At 44.9% G+C, this 24863-nt stretch carries 23 protein-coding genes; 4 read left to right on the top strand and 19 right to left on the bottom strand.

The window, feature by feature from the left end; translation table 11 throughout:
- Positions 1-25: 25 nt before the first annotated feature.
- The 7 genes from J9B83_RS02810 to J9B83_RS02780 form a co-directional block, all read right to left on the bottom strand.
- Entirely contained in the window at positions 26-997 is a 972-nt protein-coding gene (locus J9B83_RS02810) for an ABC transporter permease (RefSeq protein WP_211535212.1), read from the bottom strand.
- A 75-nt stretch (positions 998-1072) separates the two neighbouring features.
- Positions 1073-2401, bottom strand: a complete 1329-nt coding sequence (locus J9B83_RS02805) for a CmpA/NrtA family ABC transporter substrate-binding protein (RefSeq protein WP_236037094.1) — start codon at positions 2399-2401, stop codon at positions 1073-1075.
- Positions 2402-2844: 443 nt separating this feature from the next.
- Complete coding sequence (locus tag J9B83_RS02800; RefSeq protein WP_236037076.1) at positions 2845-4047, bottom strand: CmpA/NrtA family ABC transporter substrate-binding protein; 1203 nt, start codon at positions 4045-4047, stop codon at positions 2845-2847.
- Entirely contained in the window at positions 4044-4649 is a 606-nt protein-coding gene (locus J9B83_RS02795) for an ANTAR domain-containing response regulator (RefSeq protein ID WP_211535210.1), read from the bottom strand. Before J9B83_RS02795 ends, J9B83_RS02800 begins: the two co-directional genes overlap by 4 nt.
- Positions 4650-4871: 222 nt before the next feature.
- Positions 4872-5513: a response regulator transcription factor gene (locus J9B83_RS02790; protein WP_211535209.1), complete on the bottom strand. Its 642-nt coding sequence runs from the start codon at positions 5511-5513 to the stop codon at positions 4872-4874.
- A gap of 105 nt (positions 5514-5618) precedes the next feature.
- Positions 5619-6950, bottom strand: coding sequence for an HlyD family type I secretion periplasmic adaptor subunit (locus tag J9B83_RS02785; RefSeq protein WP_211535208.1), 1332 nt, complete (start codon positions 6948-6950; stop codon positions 5619-5621).
- A gap of 2 nt (positions 6951-6952) precedes the next feature.
- The gene (locus tag J9B83_RS02780) at positions 6953-9217 is read right to left on the bottom strand and encodes a type I secretion system permease/ATPase (protein WP_211535207.1); all 2265 of its coding nucleotides are present in this window, start codon (positions 9215-9217) and stop codon (positions 6953-6955) included.
- 136 nt (positions 9218-9353) lie between these two features.
- On the opposite strand from J9B83_RS02780, the gene J9B83_RS02775 reads away from it, so the two are divergent.
- A complete protein-coding gene (locus J9B83_RS02775; RefSeq protein ID WP_211535206.1) occupies positions 9354-9725 on the top strand; it encodes a hypothetical protein in 372 nt (123 codons plus the stop codon).
- A gap of 29 nt (positions 9726-9754) precedes the next feature.
- On the opposite strand, the gene J9B83_RS02770 is transcribed toward J9B83_RS02775, so the two are convergent.
- From J9B83_RS02770 to J9B83_RS02750, 5 genes are read right to left on the bottom strand one after another with little or no spacing between them, the layout of a single operon-like run.
- Positions 9755-11704 carry a bifunctional diguanylate cyclase/phosphodiesterase gene (locus J9B83_RS02770; protein WP_211535205.1) on the bottom strand — a complete coding sequence of 650 codons (1950 nt, stop codon included), beginning with the start codon at positions 11702-11704 and terminating at the stop codon, positions 9755-9757.
- A 10-nt stretch (positions 11705-11714) separates the two neighbouring features.
- Positions 11715-12404: a transglutaminase-like cysteine peptidase gene (locus tag J9B83_RS02765; protein ID WP_211535204.1), complete on the bottom strand. Its 690-nt coding sequence runs from the start codon at positions 12402-12404 to the stop codon at positions 11715-11717.
- 7 nt (positions 12405-12411) lie between these two features.
- Positions 12412-12702, bottom strand: coding sequence for a DUF1244 domain-containing protein (locus J9B83_RS02760; RefSeq protein WP_211535203.1), 291 nt, complete (start codon positions 12700-12702; stop codon positions 12412-12414).
- A 35-nt stretch (positions 12703-12737) separates the two neighbouring features.
- Positions 12738-13346: a tRNA-uridine aminocarboxypropyltransferase gene (locus J9B83_RS02755; RefSeq protein ID WP_211535202.1), complete on the bottom strand. Its 609-nt coding sequence runs from the start codon at positions 13344-13346 to the stop codon at positions 12738-12740.
- 10 nt (positions 13347-13356) lie between these two features.
- Positions 13357-14082, bottom strand: a complete 726-nt coding sequence (locus J9B83_RS02750; protein WP_211535201.1) for a pyridoxine 5'-phosphate synthase — start codon at positions 14080-14082, stop codon at positions 13357-13359.
- 145 nt (positions 14083-14227) lie between these two features.
- Between J9B83_RS02750 and J9B83_RS02745 the strand changes: the two genes are divergently transcribed.
- The 3 genes from J9B83_RS02745 (at position 14228) to J9B83_RS02735 (ending at position 16001) form a co-directional block, all read left to right on the top strand.
- Positions 14228-14902, top strand: a complete 675-nt coding sequence (locus J9B83_RS02745; protein ID WP_211535200.1) for a DNA-3-methyladenine glycosylase I — start codon at positions 14228-14230, stop codon at positions 14900-14902.
- A 15-nt stretch (positions 14903-14917) separates the two neighbouring features.
- A complete protein-coding gene (locus J9B83_RS02740; protein WP_268927840.1) occupies positions 14918-15586 on the top strand; it encodes a DsbA family oxidoreductase in 669 nt (222 codons plus the stop codon).
- Between the two features lie 220 nt (positions 15587-15806).
- Entirely contained in the window at positions 15807-16001 is a 195-nt protein-coding gene (locus J9B83_RS02735) for a (2Fe-2S)-binding protein (protein ID WP_211535198.1), read from the top strand.
- A gap of 69 nt (positions 16002-16070) precedes the next feature.
- Here J9B83_RS02735 and parC read toward each other — a convergent pair whose 3' ends face one another.
- The 7 genes from parC to J9B83_RS02700 form a co-directional block, all read right to left on the bottom strand.
- Positions 16071-18335, bottom strand: coding sequence for a DNA topoisomerase IV subunit A (gene parC, locus J9B83_RS02730; RefSeq protein ID WP_211535197.1), 2265 nt, complete (start codon positions 18333-18335; stop codon positions 16071-16073).
- Positions 18336-18483: 148 nt separating this feature from the next.
- Positions 18484-19374, bottom strand: coding sequence for a GNAT family N-acetyltransferase (locus tag J9B83_RS02725; protein WP_211535196.1), 891 nt, complete (start codon positions 19372-19374; stop codon positions 18484-18486).
- Between the two features lie 356 nt (positions 19375-19730).
- On the bottom strand, positions 19731-21629 hold the full coding sequence (speA, locus tag J9B83_RS02720) for a biosynthetic arginine decarboxylase (RefSeq protein WP_211535195.1): 1899 nt from the start codon (positions 21627-21629) through the stop codon (positions 19731-19733).
- A gap of 116 nt (positions 21630-21745) precedes the next feature.
- Positions 21746-22705 (bottom strand): lipoyl synthase, encoded by a 960-nt coding sequence (gene lipA / locus J9B83_RS02715; RefSeq protein ID WP_211535194.1) that lies wholly within the window; start codon positions 22703-22705, stop codon positions 21746-21748.
- Between the two features lies 1 nt (position 22706).
- Positions 22707-23351, bottom strand: a complete 645-nt coding sequence (lipB, locus tag J9B83_RS02710) for a lipoyl(octanoyl) transferase LipB (RefSeq protein ID WP_211535193.1) — start codon at positions 23349-23351, stop codon at positions 22707-22709.
- Positions 23352-23657, bottom strand: coding sequence for a YbeD family protein (locus tag J9B83_RS02705; RefSeq protein WP_211535192.1), 306 nt, complete (start codon positions 23655-23657; stop codon positions 23352-23354).
- 25 nt (positions 23658-23682) lie between these two features.
- Positions 23683-24831 (bottom strand): D-alanyl-D-alanine carboxypeptidase family protein, encoded by a 1149-nt coding sequence (locus J9B83_RS02700; RefSeq protein WP_211535191.1) that lies wholly within the window; start codon positions 24829-24831, stop codon positions 23683-23685.
- Positions 24832-24863 lie beyond the last annotated feature (32 nt).

Below are 24863 nucleotides of genomic sequence, written 5' to 3'. Positions count from 1 at the left end.
GTTTAACGAGAGTTCTATCCGTTATTTAGCGCAATAATTGTGTTTTATCCCAAGAAACAAAACGTTGAATCGTGAGCATGACTCGATCTAATAAATAGCCGATAAAACCAATCATCAACACGGCCACCATGATTCGACCAAGGGAGTTGGAACTGCCGTTTTGGAATTCATCCCACACAAACTTCCCTAAGCCAGGGTTTTGCGCCAGCATTTCCGCTGCGATCAGCACCATCCAGGCGATCCCTAAAGACAAGCGCAGACCGGTAAACATCAGTGGAATCGCAGAAGGGATGACGATTTTCATCACATGAGTCACCCAGTTAAGCTGCAAAACCTTAGATACATTGAGTAAATCTTTTTCTATTGCCGCAACGCCAACGGCCGTATTAATCAAGGTCGGCCACATGCAACACAAGGTCACGGTAAACATAGACGTCAGAAAAGACTTCGAAAACATGGGATCGTCCGAGACATAGCTGGCACTGACCACCATGGTCACCAAGGGCAGCCAAGCTAACGGAGATACGGGCTTAAACACTTGAATCACCGGGTTTAATGCGCTGTAAACCGATCGATTCAACCCAATCAAGATACCCAGAGGAATCGCAATCAAGCTCGCCAAACCAAAGCCTGCCAATACCGTATAAAGGCTAGTAAATATTTGATCGAAAAAGGTCGGCTTGCCGGTGTAATCTCTTAACTTACCTTCGTAACTTGGGTCTTTCGCTTGACGCTCAGCAATGCGCTCTTCTTGACGGACGTAAAATTTGTCTTCTTTTACCCGTTCACGCTGGTGCTCTGCTACTAGGCTGTTCCACTGCTCGTAAACCACGACAGGCCCCGGAAACTCACCCAACGAAGTGTGCACTCGGCTGGCTCCGGCTTGCCACAACACAATAAACATCACGATGCCGAACAGAGGCAGCAGTAGCCCCTTAAAAGAAAAGGCGCTGAGCTTCTCTTTTACACTGGCCATGGTTAGAGTTGGTAGTATCATTTTTTTCACCTTGTATGACTCGTAATGTGTAGATCAGAGAGCGGCCACTGTGCGCGGCCGCTCATACCAACCTATTTAGACTTGATCGTCGCCCTTTAAGCCAATGTCAAAACGCTTTAAATACTCATTTGGGTATTTGCCGTCGTACATCACACCGTCAATAAATTCACTTTGTGGTGGTTTAAAACCGTCTTCGGTCGTGAAATCTGGAAACTCTGTGGCTTGCATCACACCGTCTTCAATCAAGGATTGCGCCGCTTGAGCGTAAATATCTGGACGATAGACTTCTTTGGCAATCTTCATAAACCACTCATCCGATTTAGGTTCAGCAATTTGTCCCCAACGGCGCATTTGCGTTAAATACCAAATGGCATCGCTGTAGTAAGGGTAAGTAGCGTGATGACGGAAGAAGACGTTGAAATCAGGAATCTCACGTTTGTCGCCTTTTTCGTATTCGAATGTGCCGGTCATGCTGTTGGCTATGACGTCGTAATCCGCGCCGACGTATTGGCTACGGGACAAAATCTCAACGGCTTCTGGTCGGTTGCCGTTGTTGTTATCGTCTAGCCATTTGGCCGCACGAATCATGGCTTTCACTACACGAATGTGGGTATTAGGGTATTGCTCCGCCCACTCATTGCTAACACCGAAGACTTTTTCTGGGTTGTTTTTCCAGATTTCATAATCGGTAATGACAGGCACACCAATACCTTTAAAGACGGCTTGCTGATTCCAAGGCTCGCCTACGCAATAACCAGAAATCGTACCGGCTTCCATGGTGGCCGGCATTTGCGGTGGCGGCGTTACTGACAACAAGGCATCGGCGTTAATTTGGCCGCTGGTATCACCGCGCGCTGGCGCATAATAACCAGGGTGAACACCACCGGCCGCTAACCAATAACGCAGCTCATAGTTATGGGTAGAAACAGGGAATACCATGCCCATTTTGAACGGCTTACCCTGAGCTTTGTAGCCATCGATAACAGGCTTTAATGCACTGGCGCTGATTGGGTGAACTGGCTTTCCATCGGCATCGTTCGGGATATTTTTCTTCATTTCATCCCAAACATCGTTGGAAACCGTAATGCCGTTGCCGTTTAAATCCATACTAAAGGCCGTCACTATGTGCGCTTTTGTACCGTATCCGATGGTCGCCCCTAGCGGTTGACCAGCTAACATGTGCGCGCCATCAAGCTGACCATCGATGACTCTGTCCAACAGCACTTTCCAGTTGGCTTGGGCTTCTAACGTGACGTACAAACCTTCGTCTTCGAAATAGCCTTTTTCATAAGCGATCGCCAATGGCGCCATATCGGTTAATTTGATAAAGCCAAATTTCAACTCTTCTTTTTCGGCGTAATCCAGCTCGGCGTAGGCTGCAGACGACAACAAAGCAGACCCCATTACAACGGCCAAACCAACGCGTCGGCTCGTTGTGGTCAATTCTGTTAAAGGCCTTAGTGCTTTAAAAAATGGTAAATTCATCATCATGCTCCGCTTAATAAAAAGGTGTGAGTAATGTTCAAAAACAAAAAAAGGCGCATGCGAGTCACATATCATGTGATCGCAGGCGCCTTTGCCATTCAAAGAAAACCCTACATTGGGTCATCAAAAATGTAAGTGATAATTAACTAACGTTGCTAATCTCACTAAATTGTCTGTTTCATTCAATGGCTGATTATCTTGTTTAGAGAGAACACCATTGTTGTATTCTTTTACTAAAGCACACACTGTGCCAGAAAAACCAAACTATTGATTTTTATCATTTTTATAGTTTCTTCGTGCGTATTTTATGCAACTTTTGATCGGATCATTAAATATGACGCCCAATCATCTGGCACAACGCACTAAAAAGGGGAGCTTTTCACAAACCCTTTTTGAATGCCTTCTGGGTGCAGGGTTATCTTTCCTGACGCTACAGAATCCAACCAAATAGCTTCCTCTTGAGATGATAAACACCAAGTTCGCTCAACCGGTTTATCTAGCCCAAATGCCTCGAAGTATACGTCTTGACGATAGACCTGCTCGGCAATGGCGTTGAGAGATTCCACATGACCCAATTGCTGCCAGCGATGCATTTGCGCCATGATCCACAAGGCGTAACTTGGCAATGGCTTATTAATGTCCCCTCCAGAGAAGCGCTGATAAGCCTGCATCGGCCAGTTAAACTGCCCTTTGGGCTTCACAGAGCCAAAACCATAAACGAGTTGTTCGACGGTGCAATTGAGGTAATCTGGCTGACTCAATAGATTCAGTAACTCTGTTTTGTTCTCGGGATCGTCCACCCATCGACAGGCTTTTTCCAAGGCACGTATCATCGCGAAGTGAACCATTGGATTTTGTTCCGCCCATAAAGTATTCACACCAAACACTTTTTCTGGCGTACTGCCCCAAATGTCATAACCTGTTACCAGCATGTGACCCACACCCTGCTCAACCGCAAGGCTGTTCCAAGGCTCACCCACACAATACCCGTCAATGTCACCCAGCTTTAAGCTGTCGACCATTTTCACCGGCGGAACCACTATGATCTGTACGTCTTTGTCCACATCGATACCGGCTCTGCTCAACCAATCTCGTAGTTGATAATTATGGGAAGAATAAGGGTACACCATGGCAAAACGCAAAGGTGGCAGCTGCTCACCGCGATGGTCGATTAAGCGTTTCAATGCTAGACCCGAGGGAATATCAGCCGGTGTTTGAGCAAATTCTTGTAATTGTTCATACAAGGCATTACCAATGGTGATGCCATTGCCATTATGGCTGACCGTAAAACTGGTCTGCATCGACGTTTTGATAGTGCCTATACCTAAAGTGGCGGCAATCGGCATGGAAGCCAACATATGAGCTCCGTCCAAAACATTAAACGCCACCTTGTCTCGAATGCTCGCCCATGAGGCCTCTTTCGATAACACCACATCAACGCCTTCTTCTTTGAAAAAGCCTTTTTCGTGCGCAATCACAAATGGCGCGCAGTCAATGAGAGGGATAAAACCAACCCGTACGGGGGCGCCGCCATTAAGCAGAATAGCAGTAGAATTGATCATCATTTGGCGTCTCCCATCAATTCCATAACGGAAATAATATTACGTGCCACATCGGTCATGCGCTGACTGCGGTCCATCGCCAATTTCCTCAACGCCTGATAGGCCGCTGGTTCATCGCATTTTTGATGCTTCATAATCAATCCTTTTGCCTTATCGATTAACTTTCTATCTTCAAGCTGACTTTTTACCGATTCAAGCTCAGACCGCAATGCTTGGAACTCCCGAAACCGTGCAATCGCCACTTGCAATAATGCCTTCACACTGCCGCTATTTACGCCATCAACCACATAGGCACTCACGCCTGCACGAATCGCGGCTTCAACGTGTTTTGAATCGTCTTCTTCTGCAAACATCACAATGGGTCTGGGATTGTCTTTGGTTAATCGAGACATATTTTCCAGCATGTCCCGATCCGGCGATTCGATATCTATGATCACCATATCTGGCTGATATTTATTGACCGCTTCGGTTAAATTTTTGGCATTTTCAAGGCGCCTAATAACTCGATAACCGCTGTCGGCCATGGCTTGCTCAACAATGGCCGCTCTGGCTGGCTCATTGTCGACAATCATCACCGTTAACTCTTTTTCAGGACGCGCAAGCATGGTGCACTCTCTTAAAACAACGAAGTAATATGAATAAGACAATGCAATTTATGCGCCATTAAAGATCATTTGAGAAACATATAAAAACAAAAAAGGCTCCTTAAAGAGCCTTAAAATAGTGTTGAGATAGGGTTAAGAAGTGATCTGCACAAAAAGTAAGCGGGTATAATTTTTATTAAGCACCACAAAAACGCAACATAAAATTGCTCACAGACGTGACACTCAAACGGAAGGTATTTGAGTTTGCGCAAGCAAGGCCAGTGCGAGCCTGTCTTTCGTGTTGGTTTTCTTAAAGATAGACGTTAAATGTGCCTTCACCGTTCGTTCGGTGATTTCCATATCTAATGCGATCTGTTTGTTAGACTGCCCTTGAGCAATATGTTGCGCCACGGTTAATTCCCGTTCAGATAAGTCACCCAAGGCATTTTTCGAATCGGCGACAGGAACTTGACCCGATGACTGCATAATGAGCTGCTGGATAAAGGCTTTTCCGCCCCATATTTCGCCAGACTCCACTACAGACAACACCAAATCTAACTGTTCTTTACCAATGTAAGGCGCACACTGACCACTTACACCGACGGAAAAAAGTCTTAATGCCGCGGCTTGACTAGAACGATTGGGGAAGACAATAAACTTTTGCTGAGGAAAAGCCGTACACAAGGCGACTACGTCTTCCACTTGCTGAGAAAAGGCATCATCGCCTAAATAGATAAAACAATATGAAAAAGTCGCTTGCTGTGTATTAAGCGCAGCTGATACTTGTTCAACAGACGATACTCTGACCATATCTGCGCCCACTGGGATGACTTTATTCCAGTGCTTCCATACGGCGCTGTCTGTGTTCCAACCTAATATTTTCAAAATGGGTCTCGTCCTATTGAGTGCGATCCAAGTATTGTAATCAGTGATACTTTAAGAAATGTAAACAATTGTAACCATCTCTCAACCACGAAATATTATTTGTAATCAACGTTCACGAAGTGCGTTTTGCTGGGCTTTTAAAATTGGCTTTAACAGATAATCCAACAGAGTTTTCTTACCTGTTAAAATATCCACAGTCGCCTGCATACCAGGAATGATAGGCAATGGCGCTTTTTCTGTACCCAAATAGTTTTTCTCGGTTCTTACCCGAACCAAATAAAAACTGTTGCCTTCTTCGTCCAAAATAGTGTCCGCACTGATGTTTTCCACCACGCCTTTTAAACCACCGAAGATAGCAAAATCATACGCGGATAACTTCACCACGGCACTAAAATTCGGCTGTATAAAACCAATATTTTCGGGTCTGACTTTGGCCTCTATCAGCAAAGAATCTTCAATGGGTACTATCTCCATCAAATTCATCCCAGGCTTAATTACACCACCGACGGTATTGAGCTGAATTTGCTTCACAATCCCTTTCACCGGAGACCGAACTTGTGTCCTTGAAACCTTATCTTCTAAAGAAACACTGGCTTCTTTTAACTGATCCAACTTACTTTTCACCGCCGTTAAATCTTCTTGCGCCTCAGCACGAAACTGGGCATCGCTTTCTTCAAACTTACTTTGCGCTTCTCGTAATGCGGAACGTGCTCGCGGAATCGCTAATTGCGTGGCTTCTAAATCGCCCTGTAATTGGTTAACTTGACGCTCTAGCTGAAGTAACTCTACCCGAGATACCGCACCTTGCTGAAACGCAGGGCGGGTCAGGTCCAACTCTTCCTTAGAAAAAGCATAACTTTGTTTCAAATTATCGAACTTAGCTTGCAGCTCAACAATTTCTTGTCGCTTTTGTTCTATTTGTTGTTGAAAACCGACCTGATTAACACGCAAAGACTCCAAACGACTGCGATAAAGATCAAGCTCGCGATTCACGACCAAGGGGTATTGCTTACCAATTTCTTCATCAAATTCCGGCGTTACCCCATAGGATTCGGCCTGTAAGCGAGTTGCGCGTACCTGTAAATTAACAAACTCGGCTTGCTGCTCGCGCAGTGATGATAAAGCTTCGGTGTTTTCGATGGTCATCAGGATTTGACGACTGTCCACCACTTGGCCAACCTGAACATTGATTTCTTTTAAAATACCGCCTTCTAAGTTTTGAATTTGCTGTACCTGACTCGAAGGGATGACTTTGCCTTCTCCGACTGTCACTTCATCTAGGGAGGTGTAGTGAGCCCAGACCAGTGCCACAGACACGAACACAAAAATCACCCATAAAATGATGCGTCCACCGCGAGGCGTTTTCAGCATCAATGCGGCATTACGATCGGTTAAATACTCTAAATCATGCTGTGATATGGATTGTTTATTGCTCATGATCAACTGACCTTCAACTTGCCTTGGCGAAGCGCTTCGTGCACCTGCTCTTTCGGACCATCCGCGATTAAACGACCATTGTCCATAACGATAATACGATCAACCATATCCAGCATCGACGCTTTATGAGTAATCAAAATCACCGTTTTATCTTTTACCCCTTCGATCAAGCGACGCTTCATTCTGGACTCAGTGGTGTTGTCCATGGAAGCTGTTGGCTCGTCGAGAATCAAAATGGGCGGATCAAATAACAAGGCTCTTGCAATAGCAATGCTCTGACGCTGACCGCCTGATAGTAACGCTCCGCGCTCGCCAACAATACTGTCTAAACCGTTTGCTTTGCGGTTAGCAAACTCAGAAACACCAGACAAATCGGCCGCTCTTAAAATGGCATCGTCTTCCATATAAGGCACCCCCATAACAATGTTGTCTTTGATGGAACCATAAAAAAGACTGACGTCTTGGGACACGGAACCAACATTACGACGCAAATCTGTTGGGTTTACTTGGCGAAGATCAACACCATCTACTCGTACTGCCCCCTTATCTGGCACATACAACCCCGTCATCAGTTTACCCAATGTGGATTTACCCGAGCCAATTCGACCAATAATAGCGACCTTCTCACCTTGCTTGATGGTGATATTAATGGCGCTGACTGCAGCCTGTTCTTGTTCAGGGTAAGAAAAATCCACCGCTTCAAACTGAAAATCGCCTTTAAACACTGGGCGATGCACAAAATTAATGTCATCTGGATTTTCTACCGGTGAAGACATAATCTCATTCAGAGACGAGAACGCGGTTTTTGCCTGATTATAACGGGTCGCCAAGCTAGCCACTTGCGCCATTGGACCGAGCGCTCGGCCGGTCAACATGACACAGGCGACCAAGGCTCCCATACTCATATTGCCTTCCGCTATTTGGTAAACCCCAACGATAACAATAATAACCGTGGTGAGTTGCTGAGCCACCATGGCAAACGAAGACGATGATTGAGACAACTGACGCGTTTTCACGCCCCAATCTGCAATATTACCAACAGCGTTTTCCCACTGTTTTTGCATCACACCTTCAGCATTATTCAGCTTCACACTCTCAGCGTTATAGAGACTTTCAACCAAAACTGCGTTCTTTTGTGAGGCTGTTTTTTGGCTTTCCTCAATAGAACGTCGCAATGGTATTTGGATAATCAGGCTGTACAACAAAATCAGCGCAATGGTGATCATAGGAATATAGCCAACAGGGCCACCGATCAGCCAGATCACGCCAACAATAAGAAACATAAAGGGGATGTCTACCAAGGTAGTGATCGACGCCGAAGTAATAAAATCACGAATACTTTCAAACTCTTGAAGGTTTTTGGCAAAAGCACCCACTGACTTGGGTCGAGATGCCATGGTGATATTGTTCACTTTAGAAAATATGCTGGCTGAAATCAAAATGTCGGATTTCTTACCAGCAATATCGATAAAGTAAGCTCGTAATGTTCGCAATAGAAAATCAAACAAATACACCACGGCCGCACCAATCGCTAACACCCAAAGCGTATCAAAAGCATTATTTGGCACCACTCGGTCGTACACGTTCATCACAAACAAGGGGCTGGCAACGGCAAAAATATTGATCATCAAAGAAGCAATAAACACATCGCGATAAATACGCCAAGAACCAGAAATGGTTCCCCAGAACCAATGGCCTTTTTTCGTTTTTTGTTCGTCTTTGTGTTCAGAACGTTTATCAAACTGATAAAGCGGACGAACAAAAAAACAATACCCCGTATAAGACTCGGCTAATGCGTCAAGAGCAATCACCACCTCACCTTCACCAGATTCGGGTCTAAGCAGCTTAGCTTCGCCTTTCACTTTATCGACACTTAATAATACGCAAGCTTGCTCGTCTTTAAGCAGCATGACCACGGGCATCACCATGTCGGGTATTTTTACCAATGGACGCTTCACAAAGCGTGAACTGATACCAATGCGCTTTGCAGCACGTTTAAAAAGAGCCGGCGTCATGGCGTTGTCGGTTATTGGTAAGCCCGCAGCAATACCATCGGCAGTATGAGGATTAAAAAAATATTTACTAAGTAACACCAAACAATCGAGTAAAGGATTGGGGTATTCCAATGACGCACCGTCAATACGCCATTGTTTTGCTTCGTCACTTACCGGAACATCTAGTTGCTCATCATGGTTTTCATGATCTAGATCAATGCCATTACCGGTTAACGCCGAAGTATTTTGTTCTGAGCGGTCTGTATCAGACATACTCTACTCTCTCCTAAACCACAAAAATCTGTTTTTTTACCGTTGCAATTCATAACATTCATGTAGAATAGTGGTTATTGGATTAGATAGGAAGCATTCACATCACCTTACTCCCAATCAACTGAGGAAAATCAATATGCTATACGCAAAAGTTAATGATAACGGTGTGGTTATTGACGTTGCGACTTCACAATCGGACGATTACTCGCTTCTCGTTGCTCCCAATGACCCAAACGTTGCAGAAATATTAGCGACAAAGTTCAAAGCAGAAAGTACTCAGACTCAAGAAATACTCACTGACTCCGATTCGGAAATGATGCGTATTTTGGAGGATCTTGTTGACCTTCTTACTAAAAAGCGCCTCATCCAATTTACAGAACTCCCTCCTGCTGCACAGAAAAAATTGCTCAGCCGAAAATGGGTGCGTGGTGTGCACAACAAACACGAAGAAGGATTGATTATGGAAACGGACGACATACTTGGCATCGACAACGACACGTTAATCTGACGTATCGCTGCGATACTGAGCAAGCCATGTCACATTTCATGAGTGCGATCGATGTAAAACCCTTGCGTTCCACTTACATCAAAACGTTTTAAGGCAACCAACTGTTTCTCGCTTTCCACGCCCGTTGCAATTACCTCAATATTTAAGCTGTTAAACATTTTACATAAGGTATGCATGAAAAAAGACTCAGACTCTTTACCTGCTGCCATCCGGGTGTAAGAAGAATCGACTTTTACATAGTCTGGTATTAATGTTTGTAAATATTTAAACGCTGAGAACTGCTTACCCACGTTATCAATACCAAAAGACACTCGTTGCTTTTTAAGCATTTGCACAAACTGCTGAGCACTCTCTTCTTCAGCCAAAACGCCCTGTTCTGTAATTTCAAACATCAGCTTACTTTTGATCGCTGGCGACAAATGCGATAGGGTTTTATTTAACCACTCGATAAATTCGGATTTGGTATAGGAAGACACGGCAATATTTACTGTTAAGGGCACAGCCACTTGTCTTTTCTTTATAAAATCTATTACCCGTTCAATGATCACCTGATCAATCTGACTGCCCAGACCAAACTGCTCCGCTAGACCAACAAAAAAGCCTGCATGGTAATCTTTTCCTTTGTATTCAAGCCCCATAAATACCTCTTCATGCAGTATGGAACTGACAGACTCCAATCGAGCCACTTTTTGCATTTTCAGCTTAAAAGAGCGTTTGGCAATCGCTGCATCGAGCGCTTTTCGCCATTCCACACGCGTCAGCATAACGTTGTTCATCGAATTAAGTTCCACTACTCGATAGGTGTTCTCGCCTTCGCGTTTCGCCTCACGCACAGCCGCATCAGCTTGTGACAAGGCGGTGGCGCGTTCTATGGTTCCATCTATGGTGACCGCCCCAATATTCGCAACAGCGTCGGAGTAACTCATACCAGTCGAATTCAATTCCACCAATTCAGCCATAACCTCGCTGACAAATTGCATTAATTGTCTGTGATCAAAGTTAGGAATTAACAGCACGAAATCTGCACCAGACATTCGAGCCAATACCGAAGACGGCGTTATCGTAGTGGCTTTTTTCGACAAAATATCCGCCACAGATTGAATAAACATATCGGCCGATTCGTAACCACGCTCGTTATTCAGCTTACCAAGGTCCAGTAAGCTGACCATGATCAAACTGTCTGTGCCACGTTCTCGTTCTGAAAAATGCGACTTGGCTTGGCTTTCAAAAAAGTTCCGATTACCCAAGCCACTCACAGGGTCTTTAAATGCTTTCGCTTGCAACCAATGGGCAGTTTCAACTTCCGCTGCAAATTCTTTTTCCAGTTTATCAGCCATACGATTCATGGATAAAACCACGGATTTCAGTTCCCGAGTTTTAGGAACATTGGTCATTTTTATAAAACGACGTTGTTGAATGGCTTCTGCTTGTCGTTCAAGCTCAACAAGCGGTCGAAACAAATAACGCAAGGCAATGCTGCCTAATACCAAAGTAATCGCACCAATCACAAAAAACGAAATTAATAAATCTCGTGTCGCTAACCAAAGCTGGTGATAGCCATAACCGGCACTGCCTGTTATGTACACCTGACCTAACTCACTCCAACCACTAGAAATCACAGCTTTTGCCACCGGGACTTTGAAATCGATGAGCTGAACAAACCAAGATGGCACACCATCTATTTTGGTTTCATTGGCACGGGTGATATTTTGATCATTGTTGTAAACATGAATTCTCACTTGCGAAAAGTAACCACTGTCAAACACCGCATTCACACTGCTTTGCACGGAGGCATAATCTTCAAACGCCATAAAGTCGGAGATCGACATGCTCAAGGAGGTGGCAGAATCTTGCGTGGTCGATTCCAGCTGATTAATCAAATAACCTTTTGTAGTGTTAAAGTTTATGCCCATGACCACGGCGAGCATTAATGAGAATATGGCAATAATCGTCATCATTAATTGGCGGAACAGTGTCATCCAAGTTCTCCTAATTTTTCATCGTATCAAAACGATTATTTAAATCTGTCCACAAGCTCAATCGCGATGAGCCCCCGACCAACACACCACGACCTTTTTCTTTTGATAACCACAAGTTCTCTGCATTAAAGGAATAAATCGGTAAGAGATCATTGCGTTTGGAAGCGGGTTTCAACTCTTTGTCTAGGTTATCAAGCAACACTGGAATGGAAGTCGGTTTGTGATAATACGCCAAAACCATGTGATGCTGATTCAACTTTAAAGCCTTTACATACACAAGACGCAGTTTCTCATCCGGCACGCCCATTTCTCGTAAGGTGAAATATTTGGCAATGGTAAAGTCTTCACAATCACCTGCCTGCATGCCCAAAAACTCGATCGGCGTGGCCCAATAATCTTCCTGCTTCCACAGATCTATATCGTCCACAAATTCCATTTGGTTAAAAAAATTATTTACTTGAGCTAATTGATCGATAATGGGTAAAGGCTTAGCCTCGTCTACTAATCTGCGCCAGGCCAAAATGCGCTTTTCTGCATTGGCGCCATACACATTGCCAGCTTGAGCGGCTAATTTACGATACTTAGGAGACACATCCGCATACAAGCACCAGTGGGTAATTAAACCAACAAAAGCAAGCGCAAAAAACAGACGTTTAATGCACTTTAAATGAGCTAAAAACGAATAAAATCGTTTTAACACGCGGTTATCACTTGTCTGACGACTTGGCATCAAAGGCCGCTAACTGCTCTGCCGTGGCTTTCGGCTGATATTTTTCTTTCCATGTCTCATAAGGTTCACCATACACAAACTCGCGAGCCGAATCATAATTTATCGACACATCTCTGGCTTCCGCCTCAGCCATATACCATTTGCTCAAGCAGTTTCGACAAAAGCCCGCCAAGTTCATCAGATCGATATTCTGAACGGATTTATTATCATCCAAATGCTTCAATAAACGACGTAATACCGCCGCTTCAATTTCAGTTTGCTTATCCATACCCAATACTCTCTGATAAATAAAGCCGTTGTTGTTCAACGACTTTGACGATGATCTTCCGGTTGTTGACGCCACTGCAAGTTTTGCGCCGCCACCATAAAATTTCTTAGTGGCTGCATGTCTTCCTTTGCTATGGTTTCAATTGCGTAGGCGCAGGCCTCTAACGTCGACAAAGCGCCCTCTTTAGGTGCTTTACGTATCGCATATTGACTTGCAGGTGGCTGTTCAAAACTAATTGATTGAAAAGCTTGTAACAGTGACTCGGTAAAGTACAGTTTTTTTGCTTTGCGCCAAGTAGCATCGAGTACTATTAGACCTTCAATGGCCGTGGATTCGCCAAGAGACAAAGATTCGACAGGCATCGCATTGTCGCTCGGAAACAGCAAACGCCACTTGGCAGGATCTTTTTCTTGCAATACTTTTCCCACGTTCGCTTGATCAGCAATGGACACGCACTCGACAGACAAAGGCAGAGCAAGCTGCAAAAGTGTTACCGTATTTTTCGCGTGCTTGGCTTCTTTGGGATCTTGAAGCACCAGAATATGCAGTCGCGTCGATACGGTCGGTCGCCAAGGGCAGACGCACATGCTAATCAGAAAACAACAGTGTTGACATAATCGTCTTTTATCCTGTTCGTCTGCCATTTCAGTAGCGTTATGACAATTTAGCAAGGTAGGCTTTCACAACATTATCCCAGCCTAAGTCTAAGGCCTCAGCGGTCAATGCATGACCAATCGAGACTTCCATAATTCGACCCTGATCGCACAAAGCTTGGACATTTTCCAGATCTAAGTCGTGACCTGCGTTGACCTCAAGACCTGCATCCAAGGCCGCCTGTGCCGCCACTTGGTACATTTCTAAAACCTCGGCAAAACGCTCTGTACCAAAGGCATTGGCGTAAGCTTCTGTGTAAAGCTCAACACGATCGGCACCGATTTCTTTCGCTAAGACCATGTTGTCTGGCTCAGGATCCATAAACAAAGCCACGCGAATGCCTTTATCTTTTAACTTGGCAATAACAGGACGCAACGCGTCTTGGTCTCGTGATAAATTCCAGCCATGATCCGACGTCAATTGATTAGGATCATCGGGGACCAAGGTGCATTGATCCGGCTCAACCGCCAGTACTACCTCTAAAAACTGCGCATCGGGGAAGCCTTCCACATTAAGCTCAGTACCAGGAAAGCGCTTTAACAAGGCTTTTAAATCATGAGCATCTTGATAAGTAGCATGGCGCTGATCTGGTCTTGGGTGGATCGTAACACCAAACGCGCCCAATTCGAGAGTTCTTTGCGCCATAGCAACCATATTGGGGTAATCTCGACCGCGAGAATTACGCAGCAACCCAATTTTATTCAAATTCACGCTTAAATGTGTCATGTCACGTCTCTTGTCTGGATTATTTCGCCCCATTATAAGACAAATTAACGGGGCTCAGCACTAAAATACCCAGCTTGTTACTGTTAGAGTCCCGCGACACGGTGAGGCTTATGGTAAACTGCCTGCAATTTAATAGGAGTCCATTATGACATACGAACTCTTTCAAACCATTTACGATCGTGCCGCCATGCGACACGGAGGACCGGCTTTACTCGAACGCCGCTTGTCGCGCCCTTTTTCCACGGCAAAACTGAAGCAGCACAGTGACGCTCAATGGCTGTCTGCTTTTACACAAAAAGTCTTTCAATCGGGTATTAATTGGCAAGTGGTTCGCAATAAATGGCCTGGCTTTGAAACCGTTTTTTTTGATTTTGACATTGAGAAAATGCTCTTGATTCACGATGAGATGTGGGAAGAAAAAGCCAAAGATATACGAATTATCCGTAACTTTGGCAAGGTGATGACCATTCGAGAAAACGCTCTTATGATCAGCGAATGTCAAGCCAGCCATGGGTCCTTTGCGTCTTTCGTGGCCGATTGGCCCAGTGACGACATCATCCACCTTTGGGCCTATTTGAAAAAAAACGGTGCTCGACTCGGTGGCAATACGGGGCCATACACTTTGCGCACTATGGGTAAAGATACCTTTATGTTGACCAAGGATGTGGAAGGCTATCTGCGCCATCATGGGATTATCACTACTGGCCGAGACACTCAATCAGCATGGAAAGCGGCACAACAAGCCTTTAATCACTGGCATACAGAAAGTGGTCGCTCGTACACTGAAATCAGCCAATGCATTGCCATGAGCGTGAATTAAGACTCATAAAGACATTTGATTACTATATTTTTAGGAGAGAACATGGCCGATCTTCGTATCGACATTATGGCAGATGTGGTTTGCCCTTGGTGTTATTTAGGGTACACACGACTCAAACAAGCCATTGAACAACTAGGCGACGATTACCGTATTGATATTCGTTGGCAGCCTTTTGAGTTACACCCGGACATGCCAAAAAACGGTGCTAACCGAGAAACCTATTTAACAGAACGTTTTGGCAGCCCAGAGCGACTAAACGAAGCAACACATGCTTTACAGCAAGTTGGTATTGAAGCAGGACTGCAGTTTAATTTTTCAGAAAAAGGCCGTTTGCCCAACACGAAACTGGCTCACCAATTTATTCTGGCGGCTACTAAAGTGAATTTGGCAACGCCCTTTGTATTGGCTACTTTTCGTGCCTATTTCACCGATGGTAAAGACATAGGATTGACCAGCGTGTTAGAAGAAATAGCGACTGGCGTCGGCATGCAAAAAGCAGACGTTGAATACGCATTGAGCTCAAACGCGCAACGTCTGACAGAAAAGAAGCTCGCGCATCTAAGAAGCATAGACATAAACTCCGTACCCACTTATGTGATCAATGATAAATTTATGATTCAAGGCGCCCATGATCCGGAGTCATTCCTTAAAGTGTTGAATGACATCGCACAAAAAACGCCCTAACAGATTACATTTTTATCCATTTCAACACTTCTCTATACCTTTTCTAAACACCACTGGACGAGCAATAAGGCAAAATCACTCGTTCAGTGCTTTCTCCAGAAAGACAAACATCAAAAAAACTATTAATGCTCAAAAATAGATAAATTAATTATTATTGATAACCATTCACATTGAAAATAGAATCGCTATATAAGATTATTAGTGAGAGTGATTTTCATTTATGTACATTTGTATTTGCAACCAAGTCTCGGACAAAGATATCAAAGCTTCTATTCAGGAAGGGGCGACTACTATGCGTGAGCTGTATAAAAAACACAGTCTTGGCAATCAGTGTGGGAAATGTTGTCAGTGCGCTAAGAAGCTACTTAATAGTGAGTTAATCAGTATCGCCACCACACAAGTGCAGGTAGCTTAAAATACCCTTAAGCTACCTAAAAACAATTAGTGTGGCGCTAAAACACCACACAATTCACTAATGTAAAGTTTAATTCGATTTGCCTTCACCTGTTTTAACTTCAAGGCTGTCGATACGCTGAAAACCTCGCGGAAGTTTTAACCCCCTACGGCCTCGTTCTCCTAGATATTCCTCTAACTCTTTTTGCGCAAACGAAATAAAACGCTTACCTGCATTGGCGGTTAATAGATCATCTGGTTGAACGCAAGCCAGTGCCACCACCAGCTCTTCTCGTTCTGTGGCTCGGTTGCTCGGAATACTCAACATTTTATTGCCTTTGCCTTTCGCCATTTGCGGCAAAGACGCCACATCAAACGCCAGCATACGCCCTTCGTTGGAAATCGCCACCACACGACCCAGTTGTGGATTCGTAACCAAAACAGGCGACATCACTCGAGCACCACGGGGTAAGGTTAAGGTCGCTTTACCAGCTTTATTTTTGGCATACAAATCTTTAAGCTGTGCCACAAAGCCGTAACCGGCGTCACTGGCGACCAGATAATGAGCGTCTTCGCTGTCTAATACAGCAGAAACAATAGTGGCGTCTTTCTCTAGGGATATGCGACCGGTAATCGGTTCTCCCTGACCGCGCGCCGATGGCAAGGTGTGAGCTTTAATCGAATACGTTCGACCATTCGACGCGAACAACACCAAGGTTTGATTTGAACGCCCCTTAGTACTGACTAAAAATTCATCGCCAGATTTATAACTTAGACCTTCAACATCTACATCGTGACCTTTAGCAGCTCGAATCCAGCCTAGTTTGGAAATCACTACGGTGATGGGGTCATTCGACAATAGGTCTTCTTCGCTAAACGCTTGAGCTTCTTTTCGCGACACAATGGGCGTGCGACGCTCGTCACCAAACGCGTCGATGGCGTCTTGAATTTCATCGCTGATAAGCTTTTTCAGTTTACGATCTGAAGACAACAAGCCTTCCAGTTTTTTACGCTCTTTTTCCAGCTCATCCTGTTCGCCCTTGATGCGCATTTCTTCAAGCTTAGCAAGATGGCGCAACTTTAACTCAAGTATGGATTCGGCTTGTATGTCTGTTAAACCAAACCGAGTCATCAACTCTACTTTTGGCTTTTCTTCAGTGCGGATAATGTCGATCACTTCGTCAATATTTAGATAGGCGATTAACAAGCCTTCTAAAATATGCAGTCTGTTCATCACCTTATCAAGACGAAATTGCAAACGACGGCGCACCACATCGATACGAAAACGCAGCCATTCAGACAAAAAGTTTTTCAACGGTTTAACTTGCGGCAATCCATCCAGACCAATCACATTCATGTTCACACGATAGGATTTTTCGAGATCTGTGGTGGCAAATAAGTGAGTCATCACCGCATCAATATCCACACGATTTGACTTGGGTACTATGACCAATCGTGTGGGGTTTTCATGATCCGATTCATCCCGCAAATCTACAACCATAGGCAGCTTCTTCGCTTGCATCTGCGCAGCGATTTGCTCAAGGATTTTGCTGCCCGACACTTGATGCGGCAGCTCATTTACCACCACTTCACCTTCTTCTACTGTGAAACGGGCTCTGGCCTTGATTTGCCCTTTGCCTGTTTCATAAAGCTTTACTATGTCGCTACGCGGCGTAATGATTTCACCACCGGTTGGAAAATCAGGGCCTTGTACAAAGTTGAGTAAATCATCCAACTCAGCTTTAGGGTTGTTCAGTAAATGAATACAGGCGCCACCAATTTCACGCAAATTATGCGGTGGAATATCCGTCGCCATGCCTACGGCGATTCCTGTCGTGCCATTTAATAATAAGTTCGGTAAGCGCGCCGGTAACACGGAAGGCTCTTGCAAGGTGCCGTCAAAGTTTGGCACCCAATCAACGGTGCCTTGGCTGACTTCACGCAATAAAACATCGGCGTATTTTGACAAGCGCGATTCGGTATAACGCATCGCCGCGAAGGACTTAGGGTCATCCGGTGCGCCCCAGTTCCCTTGACCGTCCACTAATGGGTAACGATAAGAAAACGGCTGAGCCATCAACACCATGGCTTCATAACAAGCGCTGTCGCCGTGGGGGTGAAACTTACCTAATACATCACCCACAGTACGAGCTGACTTTTTGTATTTGGCGCTGGCTTTTAAACCCAATTCGCTCATCGCGTAAATAATTCGGCGCTGAACTGGCTTCAAACCATCGCCTATGTGTGGCAAGGCTCGATCCAAAATCACATACATAGAATAATTAAGGTACGCTTTTTCGGTGTAGTCTTTTAATGAAAGTGTTTCATTCGACTCAAAATTTGACAATTCACTCAAGGAAACTTCCTTTCTACGATCAGTGGCGTGAGCGCTCTATTGGCGATCACGATTTTTACAAAGCAGTGTTTAAAATGTACTTTTCTTTCAATACGATTTAATGACTAAGATTATCACGGAAAGCCTGCCGATCTCATGTTTTGCTTGCTCAGCGCAATACTAAAGCGGTTAAAACATGGTCCTCCCATTCACCATTGATCTTCAAATAATCTCGCGCTAAGCCTTCTTTGTCGAAGCCTAAACGCTGCAACACGGCCGCACTTCGAGCATTTCTCGGCATATAACTGGCTTGTATACGGTCAATATGCAGCTCTTTGTGGAGGTAATCCAATCCTGCGCTCAACGCTTCCTGCATCATGCCTTTACCCTGCTCACTTTCACGTAAGCTGTAGCCTAAATTACACGATTGAAAAACGCCGCGAATGATATTGGAATAATTACTGTAAGCGAGCATTTTTGTTTCATCCGATGACAGAAAACAAAACGCTACCCCTCGATCTTCTAGGAAATCGCGGCGCATTTCTCGTATACGTAGCTGACAGGTTTCCAACGAATAATACCCCTCAGATCGTGTTGGTTCCCATGGTGCAAGAAACGCTTTCTCTTCATTGATGTAATCGTACAAAAGAGACGCTTGGGATTCATCCAACACCTTTAGCACCCCTCTTTTTGTCACAATACGAGGGAAACGTGACGTATGTCTGTTGTCTTGTAAGGGTCGTTTAAAGTTCATGTCTTTGATCACTGCAAACAATTTTAACGAATAAGATTCATACCAAATGCTTTCACCAATCGATAAAATCTTACGCTGCATATCATGCTCAAGCCAAGATTGTGCGCTTTCTTGAGTTTGCCAGTAGGTGATCATGGTGTCGATTTCACTAGCTGAACATTCTGCTCCAAGATACCCAAACTGGCTTTTCGCCAAGCCCAATAACTTGTCAGACATAACACGATACATCACGTCGTTAGTGAGCAATTCACAAGACAAGTTAACCGCAAAATAGGGCAAAGCGTCTGGAGAACTAAATATCTTCATAGACTCTCTTATTTAAAGATTCTGTTTAATCGGCGTTCGACGATAAAAATCTACACATTTTTTGATTTGATCAACTATAGTTAATTATCAGATTCGGGACAGACCTATATCATTAAAAGAGTGATTCCTTGTGGATATTGGTAAAGCCGATTGCATCGAGCGCTTTTATTTTTTCAGCAAGGTACATGACAAGCTCTTATGCACTCCTTATCTTGTCAGGCATTTGAAGCCAAGTGCAGCCTAGGTCTCCCTTATTGACCTCCCCTTTGATCAATAAGGATATGGATAGCATTGTGCCCGCCTTTCGCGGGCACTTTTTTACCTTTAATAAAGCCCTCTACTATAACGAGGCGTATCTATGACAAATAAGTCGTTCCCGCTAAGACCTTTTTGTACGTCGCCATTAGGCTGACTTGCTCATCGGCATTCAGTGGGCTGGTAGCTATTTTGTCTTCATAGCGCTTAATCAACTCATGTTCGTTATAGCTGACGGATTTCAGCACATCTTGAACACTGTCACCCTTCAATACGTGATCAATACGGAAACCATCATCGGTTAAATACACATCAACAGAGCAGGTATCGCCAAATAAGTTGTGCAAATCCCCAAGGGTTTCTTGATAAGCACCGACCAAAAAGAATCCCATCAAATAATCTTCGCCTTTTGGCGGTGGAGGTGGCAAAGGCAGTGATGATTCAATCCCTTGACCGTCCACATAGCTGTACAAACAGCCATCAGAGTCACAGGTTACGTCCTGAATTTTCCCTCGGAACGACGGCGCTTGATCTAGGCCTTGTAGCGGTAAAACCGGAAAGAGTTGATCAATCCCCCAAGCGTCCGGCATAGATTGAAACACAGACAAATTCACAAACAATTTTTCCGCTAATCGCTCATTCAACTCATCGATCACCGCGCGATGACCACGGTTACGATTGTCCAAACGGGGCAATAAATTGCGGCACGACGACAAGAACAGATTTTCAGCTTGCGCCCGCTGGGACAAGTTTAATTGGCCATGGCTGTATAGGGTTAAACTGTCGTTAAAGTCGTCCAGCAGATCATGGTAGATCTCGACCAATGAACGGCTCTCTTCATCGTTGCCCACTTTTAAGCTTTGGTACGACGCCCACAGACGCTGTAATTCCAACTCCCCTTCTTCCGCCGGTTCTTCAATAGGCAGCAACTCAGCGCCATGAGAGAACACATCGGCAATCATCATCGCATGGTGAGCGGTAACGGCTCGACCCGACTCTGAAATAATATGCGGATGAGGCAGATCATATTGTTCACACACATTGTGAAACGCAAACACCACGTTATTGGCATACTCACCAATGCTGTAGTTAGCAGAGAAATCGTTTTGACAACGGGTTCCTTCGTAATCAACGCCCAAACCGCCACCTACGTCGACCCATTGCACTTTCACACCCATTTGATGCAATTCCGCATAATAGCGAGCACACTCTTTGAGGCTATTTTGAATGTCGCGAATACGGGTAATTTGTGACCCTAAATGGAAATGGATCAATTCCAAACAATGTAATAAATCCAACTCACGCAAACGATCAATAGCGCGCAATAACTGAGAGGTTGTTAATCCAAATTTAGATTTCTCGCCGCCGCTGTTGCCCCAGTGCGTCGTACAAGTAGACGCCAAGCGAATACGAATGCCTATACGAGGCTGCACGCCGATCTTCTCAGCTTCTTCTAAAATCCAATCGAGCTCGTGCATCTTTTCGACGACGATAAACACTCGATGACCCATTTTTTCAGCCATTAACGCCAGATGAATGAATTCACGATCTTTGTAGCCGTTACACACAATGATGCCATCGGCATTTTTGTGCATCGCTAACACCGCCATTAATTCAGGCTTACTGCCCGCTTCTAGACCGACAGTCGATGCATTGTCAGGCTGACAAGCGGCGATTTCTTCAACCACTCGGCGTTGTTGATTGACTTTAATCGGATAAACAATGGCGTATTCCGCTTGATAATCATAATACTCGATGGCTTGTTGGAAAGAGTTGGTAATTTTCTCAATACGGGAATGCAAAATATTTGGAAAACGCACCAAGCATGGATAAGGAATGCCTTGCTCTTTCAGCGCCAAAGATAATTCTGTCAAATCAATGCTGTTTTCACGATCTGGCAAAGCAATCACTCGCCCTTTATCGTTGATTGAGAAAAAACCACTGCTCCAGTGGCTCACATTGTAAAGTTCCATGGATTCTTTGATTGACCAAGGTTTCATATCATCTCCAAGCGTTTTCATAACATCAAAAACTGATGTTCTTACTTCAAATTTCCAAACAAAAAAGCGAGGCTAAGACATAACTTAACCCCGCTTTTAGTCAATAAATACACTGGTTAAGAAACGTGTTCACCGTGGGCTTGCTTATCCGCATGGTAAGACGAACGCACTAATGGGCCGCATGCCGCATGTTTAAAGCCAAGCTCTTTTGCTACTTCTTCATAACGGGCAAATTCTTCTGGCGGTACAAATCGCGCCATTGGAAAGTGATGTTTAGAAGGCTGCAAATACTGACCGATGGTCAACATGTCGACATTGTGAGCGCGTAGGTCTTTTAGAACCTCAACGATTTCTTCAAAGGTTTCACCCATTCCAACCATCAAACCAGATTTTGTTGGCACATCTGGGCAACGGTCTTTGAAATTCTTCAACAAATCTAATGACCATTGATAATCAGAACCGGGGCGCACTTGGCGATACAAACGAGGGATCGACTCTAGGTTGTGGTTGAACACATCCGGCGGCGCGATAGACAAGGTATCAACCGCTACTTCCATACGACCACGGAAATCAGGCACCAAGGTTTCAATTTCGATATTTGGGCTTTCTGCACGAGTCTCACGAATACAATCAACAAAATGCTGGGCGCCACCGTCACGTAAATCATCACGATCTACCGAGGTAATCACCACATATTTTAGTTTCATATCACGAATAGCCGCAGCAAGCTCTTTCGGCTCGTCCACGCTAAGAGGATTAGGGCGACCGTGAGCCACATCACAAAACGGGCAACGGCGAGTACAAATCTCACCCATGATCATAAAGGTCGCTGTGCCGTTACTAAAGCACTCGCCCAAATTCGGACAGTTGGCCTCTTCACACACAGACGCTAACTTGTGTTCACGCAGAGTCGCTTTGATGCGCGCAATTTCAGGCGACGCTGGCATGCGCACACGCAACCAATCTGGTTTACGAGGGATTTCTTCTGTTGGTACGATTTTTACAGGGATGCGCGCCATTTTGTCAGCGCCACGAAGTTTTTCCCCTTGAACAACGCGTTTGCGTTCTACTGTCATTCTAATTCCACCCTTGTTGGATAGCAGGATAGGTATATCCAAGATGTTCAGCTAACTGACTGGCCAGCTGACGCTTAGTATTTGATAGTGTCGTTTCTTGATTCAGACGTTTCATATCGACCATTTGTAAGCCTTGATAGCCACAAGGATTGATGCGCTGAAACGGTGTCAAATCCATGTCGACATTCAATGCAAGTCCATGAAATGAACAACCGCGTCGCACTCGCAGCCCTAATGAGGCAATTTTTTGCTCAGCTACATAAACCCCAGGCGCATCTGGCTTAGGGTAAGCGTCAATGCCATTCATTTTTACCGTATTCACAACCGACTGCTCTAACACGGTGACCAAATCGCGGACGCCAATACCCAATCGTTTCAAGTCCACCAGCACATAAGCGACTAGTTGCCCGGGGCCATGGTACGTGACCTGACCACCGCGGTCGACTTGAATCACCGGGATATCACCAGGCGCTAAAAGATGCTCTGCTTTTCCAGCTTGCCCCTGAGTAAACAAAGCAGGATGCTCCAGCAACCAAATCTCATCAGCATCTTCTTTGGTGCGAGTCTGAGTAAAGGTTTTCATACGCTCCCAAGTGTCTTGATAATCAATCACACCTAGGTCACGACAAATAAGCTCCAGTGCCATTTACAGAACCATCTTAACGGATTCAATCGCCATAAGATCACGATGCAATGCCGCCAGCTGACCTTCACTCTGTGCCACAATACGAAAACTAAAGCTAACAAAGCGACCTTTGCTAGAGCGATTACTTTTCTCTGCCGTGGTGTTCATCTCTGGTGCATGACACAAGAGACAGTTGGTTATCTCGGTATGAATGCCATCTGCGTCCAATGAAACCACTTTGATTACATAGTTTTCACATGGAAATTCAATTTTAGGGGCATCTACTGCGTTTTCCGCCTGATCGCCATTTTTTGTAATAAGTGCCATTTATTTACCATTCGCCTCGTTCGGCTTAAAACAAGTTCATAAAGAAGAGTTTGATTTTATCAAACAGGCGCTTAAAGAACCCACCTTCCTCAACCGCTTCCAATGCCACTACAGGGCGCTCTAGCAAAACATTGCCATCTGAACCCACCACAATAGTGCCAAGAACATCACCCACAGCAATCGGTGCGATAATTTCTTGTTGCATATCCAGTGTTGCTGGGATCGAATCCCCTTGCTGACGTGGCATAGTGACTAATACGTCTTCAGCAAAACCCACTTTAACCGTTGGCTGACTTCCGCCCCAAACAGTGGCGTTATTCACCACTTGGCCACGGCTATAAAGTTTGCGAGTCTCGTAGTAGCGGAAACCGTAATCCAATAATTTTTGTGCCTCTGCGGCTCGTGCGGCATCGGATTTAGTGCCCATAACAACAGTAATCAGGCGTGTGCCATTTCGAACAGCTGACGCCGCCAAACAATACCCTGCGGCTTCTGTGTGGCCCGTCTTCAAGCCGTCAACGGTTTTATCACGCCATAACAAACGATTACGGTTTGGCTGACGAATGTTGTTGTAGGTAAATTCTTTCTCCGCGTACATAGTATAGTTCTCAGGGAACTGCAAAATGGTGGCACGAGACAATTTAGCAAGATCGTGCGCACTGGAGTAATGGTTCTCTGCAGGAAAGCCGGTTGCATTCACAAAGTTTGAATTGTTCATGCCAAGCAATTGAGCGTGCTGGTTCATCAGATCCGTGAAAGCTGACTCACTGCCCGCAACGTATTCAGCTGCCGCGACACTAGCGTCGTTACCGGATTGAATAATGATGCCACGCATCAGATCTTCTAAGCTAACCTGAGTACCTTCACGAATAAACATACGTGAACCACCCATGCGCCATGCTTTTTCACTGATGGTCACCATGTCGTCAAATGACAAGTTACCGCGAGCCAATTCATACTCGATGATGTAAGCGGTCATCAGCTTGGTTAAACTTGCTGGCGGCAAAGCTTCATCAGCATTGTGCTCCACTAAGATGTCACCGGTAAAGGCATCCATCAAAATATAGCTGCTGGCTGATAATTGCGGGGGAGCTGGGATCAAGGAAGGGGCGGCGAAAACCGAACCGCTGCCAAAGCAAAAAAGTAGGGATAAAGTAACTAGGAGTTTTTTCATACTCAAATATGTCGTCTTATAAAAAATGTGAA

This window comes from Marinomonas vulgaris, from assembly GCF_018145875.1.
Classification (GTDB): Bacteria; Pseudomonadota; Gammaproteobacteria; order Pseudomonadales; family Marinomonadaceae; genus Marinomonas; species Marinomonas vulgaris.
The sequence above is the reverse complement of the archived record's forward strand: the minus strand, read 5'-3'. Positions and strand labels throughout refer to the sequence as shown.

What these genes read in the sequence shown, in the direction of transcription:
- J9B83_RS02800 (WP_236037076.1), bottom strand. Translation starts at nt 4,047, where the DNA reads ATGATGATCAATTCTACTGCTATTCTGCTTAATGGCGGCGCCCCCGTA.
- J9B83_RS02805 (WP_236037094.1), bottom strand. Translation starts at nt 2,401, where the DNA reads ATGGGGTCTGCTTTGTTGTCGTCTGCAGCCTACGCCGAGCTGGATTAC.
- J9B83_RS02770 (WP_211535205.1), bottom strand. Translation starts at nt 11,704, where the DNA reads ATGACACTGTTCCGCCAATTAATGATGACGATTATTGCCATATTCTCA.
- J9B83_RS02755 (WP_211535202.1), bottom strand. Translation starts at nt 13,346, where the DNA reads ATGGCAGACGAACAGGATAAAAGACGATTATGTCAACACTGTTGTTTT.
- J9B83_RS02750 (WP_211535201.1), bottom strand. Translation starts at nt 14,082, where the DNA reads ATGACACATTTAAGCGTGAATTTGAATAAAATTGGGTTGCTGCGTAAT.
- J9B83_RS02795 (WP_211535210.1), bottom strand. Translation starts at nt 4,649, where the DNA reads ATGCTTGCGCGTCCTGAAAAAGAGTTAACGGTGATGATTGTCGACAAT.
- J9B83_RS02810 (WP_211535212.1), bottom strand. Translation starts at nt 997, where the DNA reads ATGATACTACCAACTCTAACCATGGCCAGTGTAAAAGAGAAGCTCAGC.
- J9B83_RS02780 (WP_211535207.1), bottom strand. Translation starts at nt 9,217, where the DNA reads ATGTCTGATACAGACCGCTCAGAACAAAATACTTCGGCGTTAACCGGT.
- J9B83_RS02785 (WP_211535208.1), bottom strand. Translation starts at nt 6,950, where the DNA reads ATGAGCAATAAACAATCCATATCACAGCATGATTTAGAGTATTTAACC.
- J9B83_RS02760 (WP_211535203.1), bottom strand. Translation starts at nt 12,702, where the DNA reads ATGGATAAGCAAACTGAAATTGAAGCGGCGGTATTACGTCGTTTATTG.
- J9B83_RS02775 (WP_211535206.1), top strand. Translation starts at nt 9,354, where the DNA reads ATGCTATACGCAAAAGTTAATGATAACGGTGTGGTTATTGACGTTGCG.
- lipA (WP_211535194.1), bottom strand. Translation starts at nt 22,705, where the DNA reads ATGACAGTAGAACGCAAACGCGTTGTTCAAGGGGAAAAACTTCGTGGC.
- speA (WP_211535195.1), bottom strand. Translation starts at nt 21,629, where the DNA reads ATGAAACCTTGGTCAATCAAAGAATCCATGGAACTTTACAATGTGAGC.
- J9B83_RS02735 (WP_211535198.1), top strand. Translation starts at nt 15,807, where the DNA reads ATGTACATTTGTATTTGCAACCAAGTCTCGGACAAAGATATCAAAGCT.
- J9B83_RS02725 (WP_211535196.1), bottom strand. Translation starts at nt 19,374, where the DNA reads ATGAAGATATTTAGTTCTCCAGACGCTTTGCCCTATTTTGCGGTTAAC.
- J9B83_RS02745 (WP_211535200.1), top strand. Translation starts at nt 14,228, where the DNA reads ATGACATACGAACTCTTTCAAACCATTTACGATCGTGCCGCCATGCGA.
- J9B83_RS02705 (WP_211535192.1), bottom strand. Translation starts at nt 23,657, where the DNA reads ATGGCACTTATTACAAAAAATGGCGATCAGGCGGAAAACGCAGTAGAT.
- J9B83_RS02700 (WP_211535191.1), bottom strand. Translation starts at nt 24,831, where the DNA reads ATGAAAAAACTCCTAGTTACTTTATCCCTACTTTTTTGCTTTGGCAGC.
- lipB (WP_211535193.1), bottom strand. Translation starts at nt 23,351, where the DNA reads ATGGCACTGGAGCTTATTTGTCGTGACCTAGGTGTGATTGATTATCAA.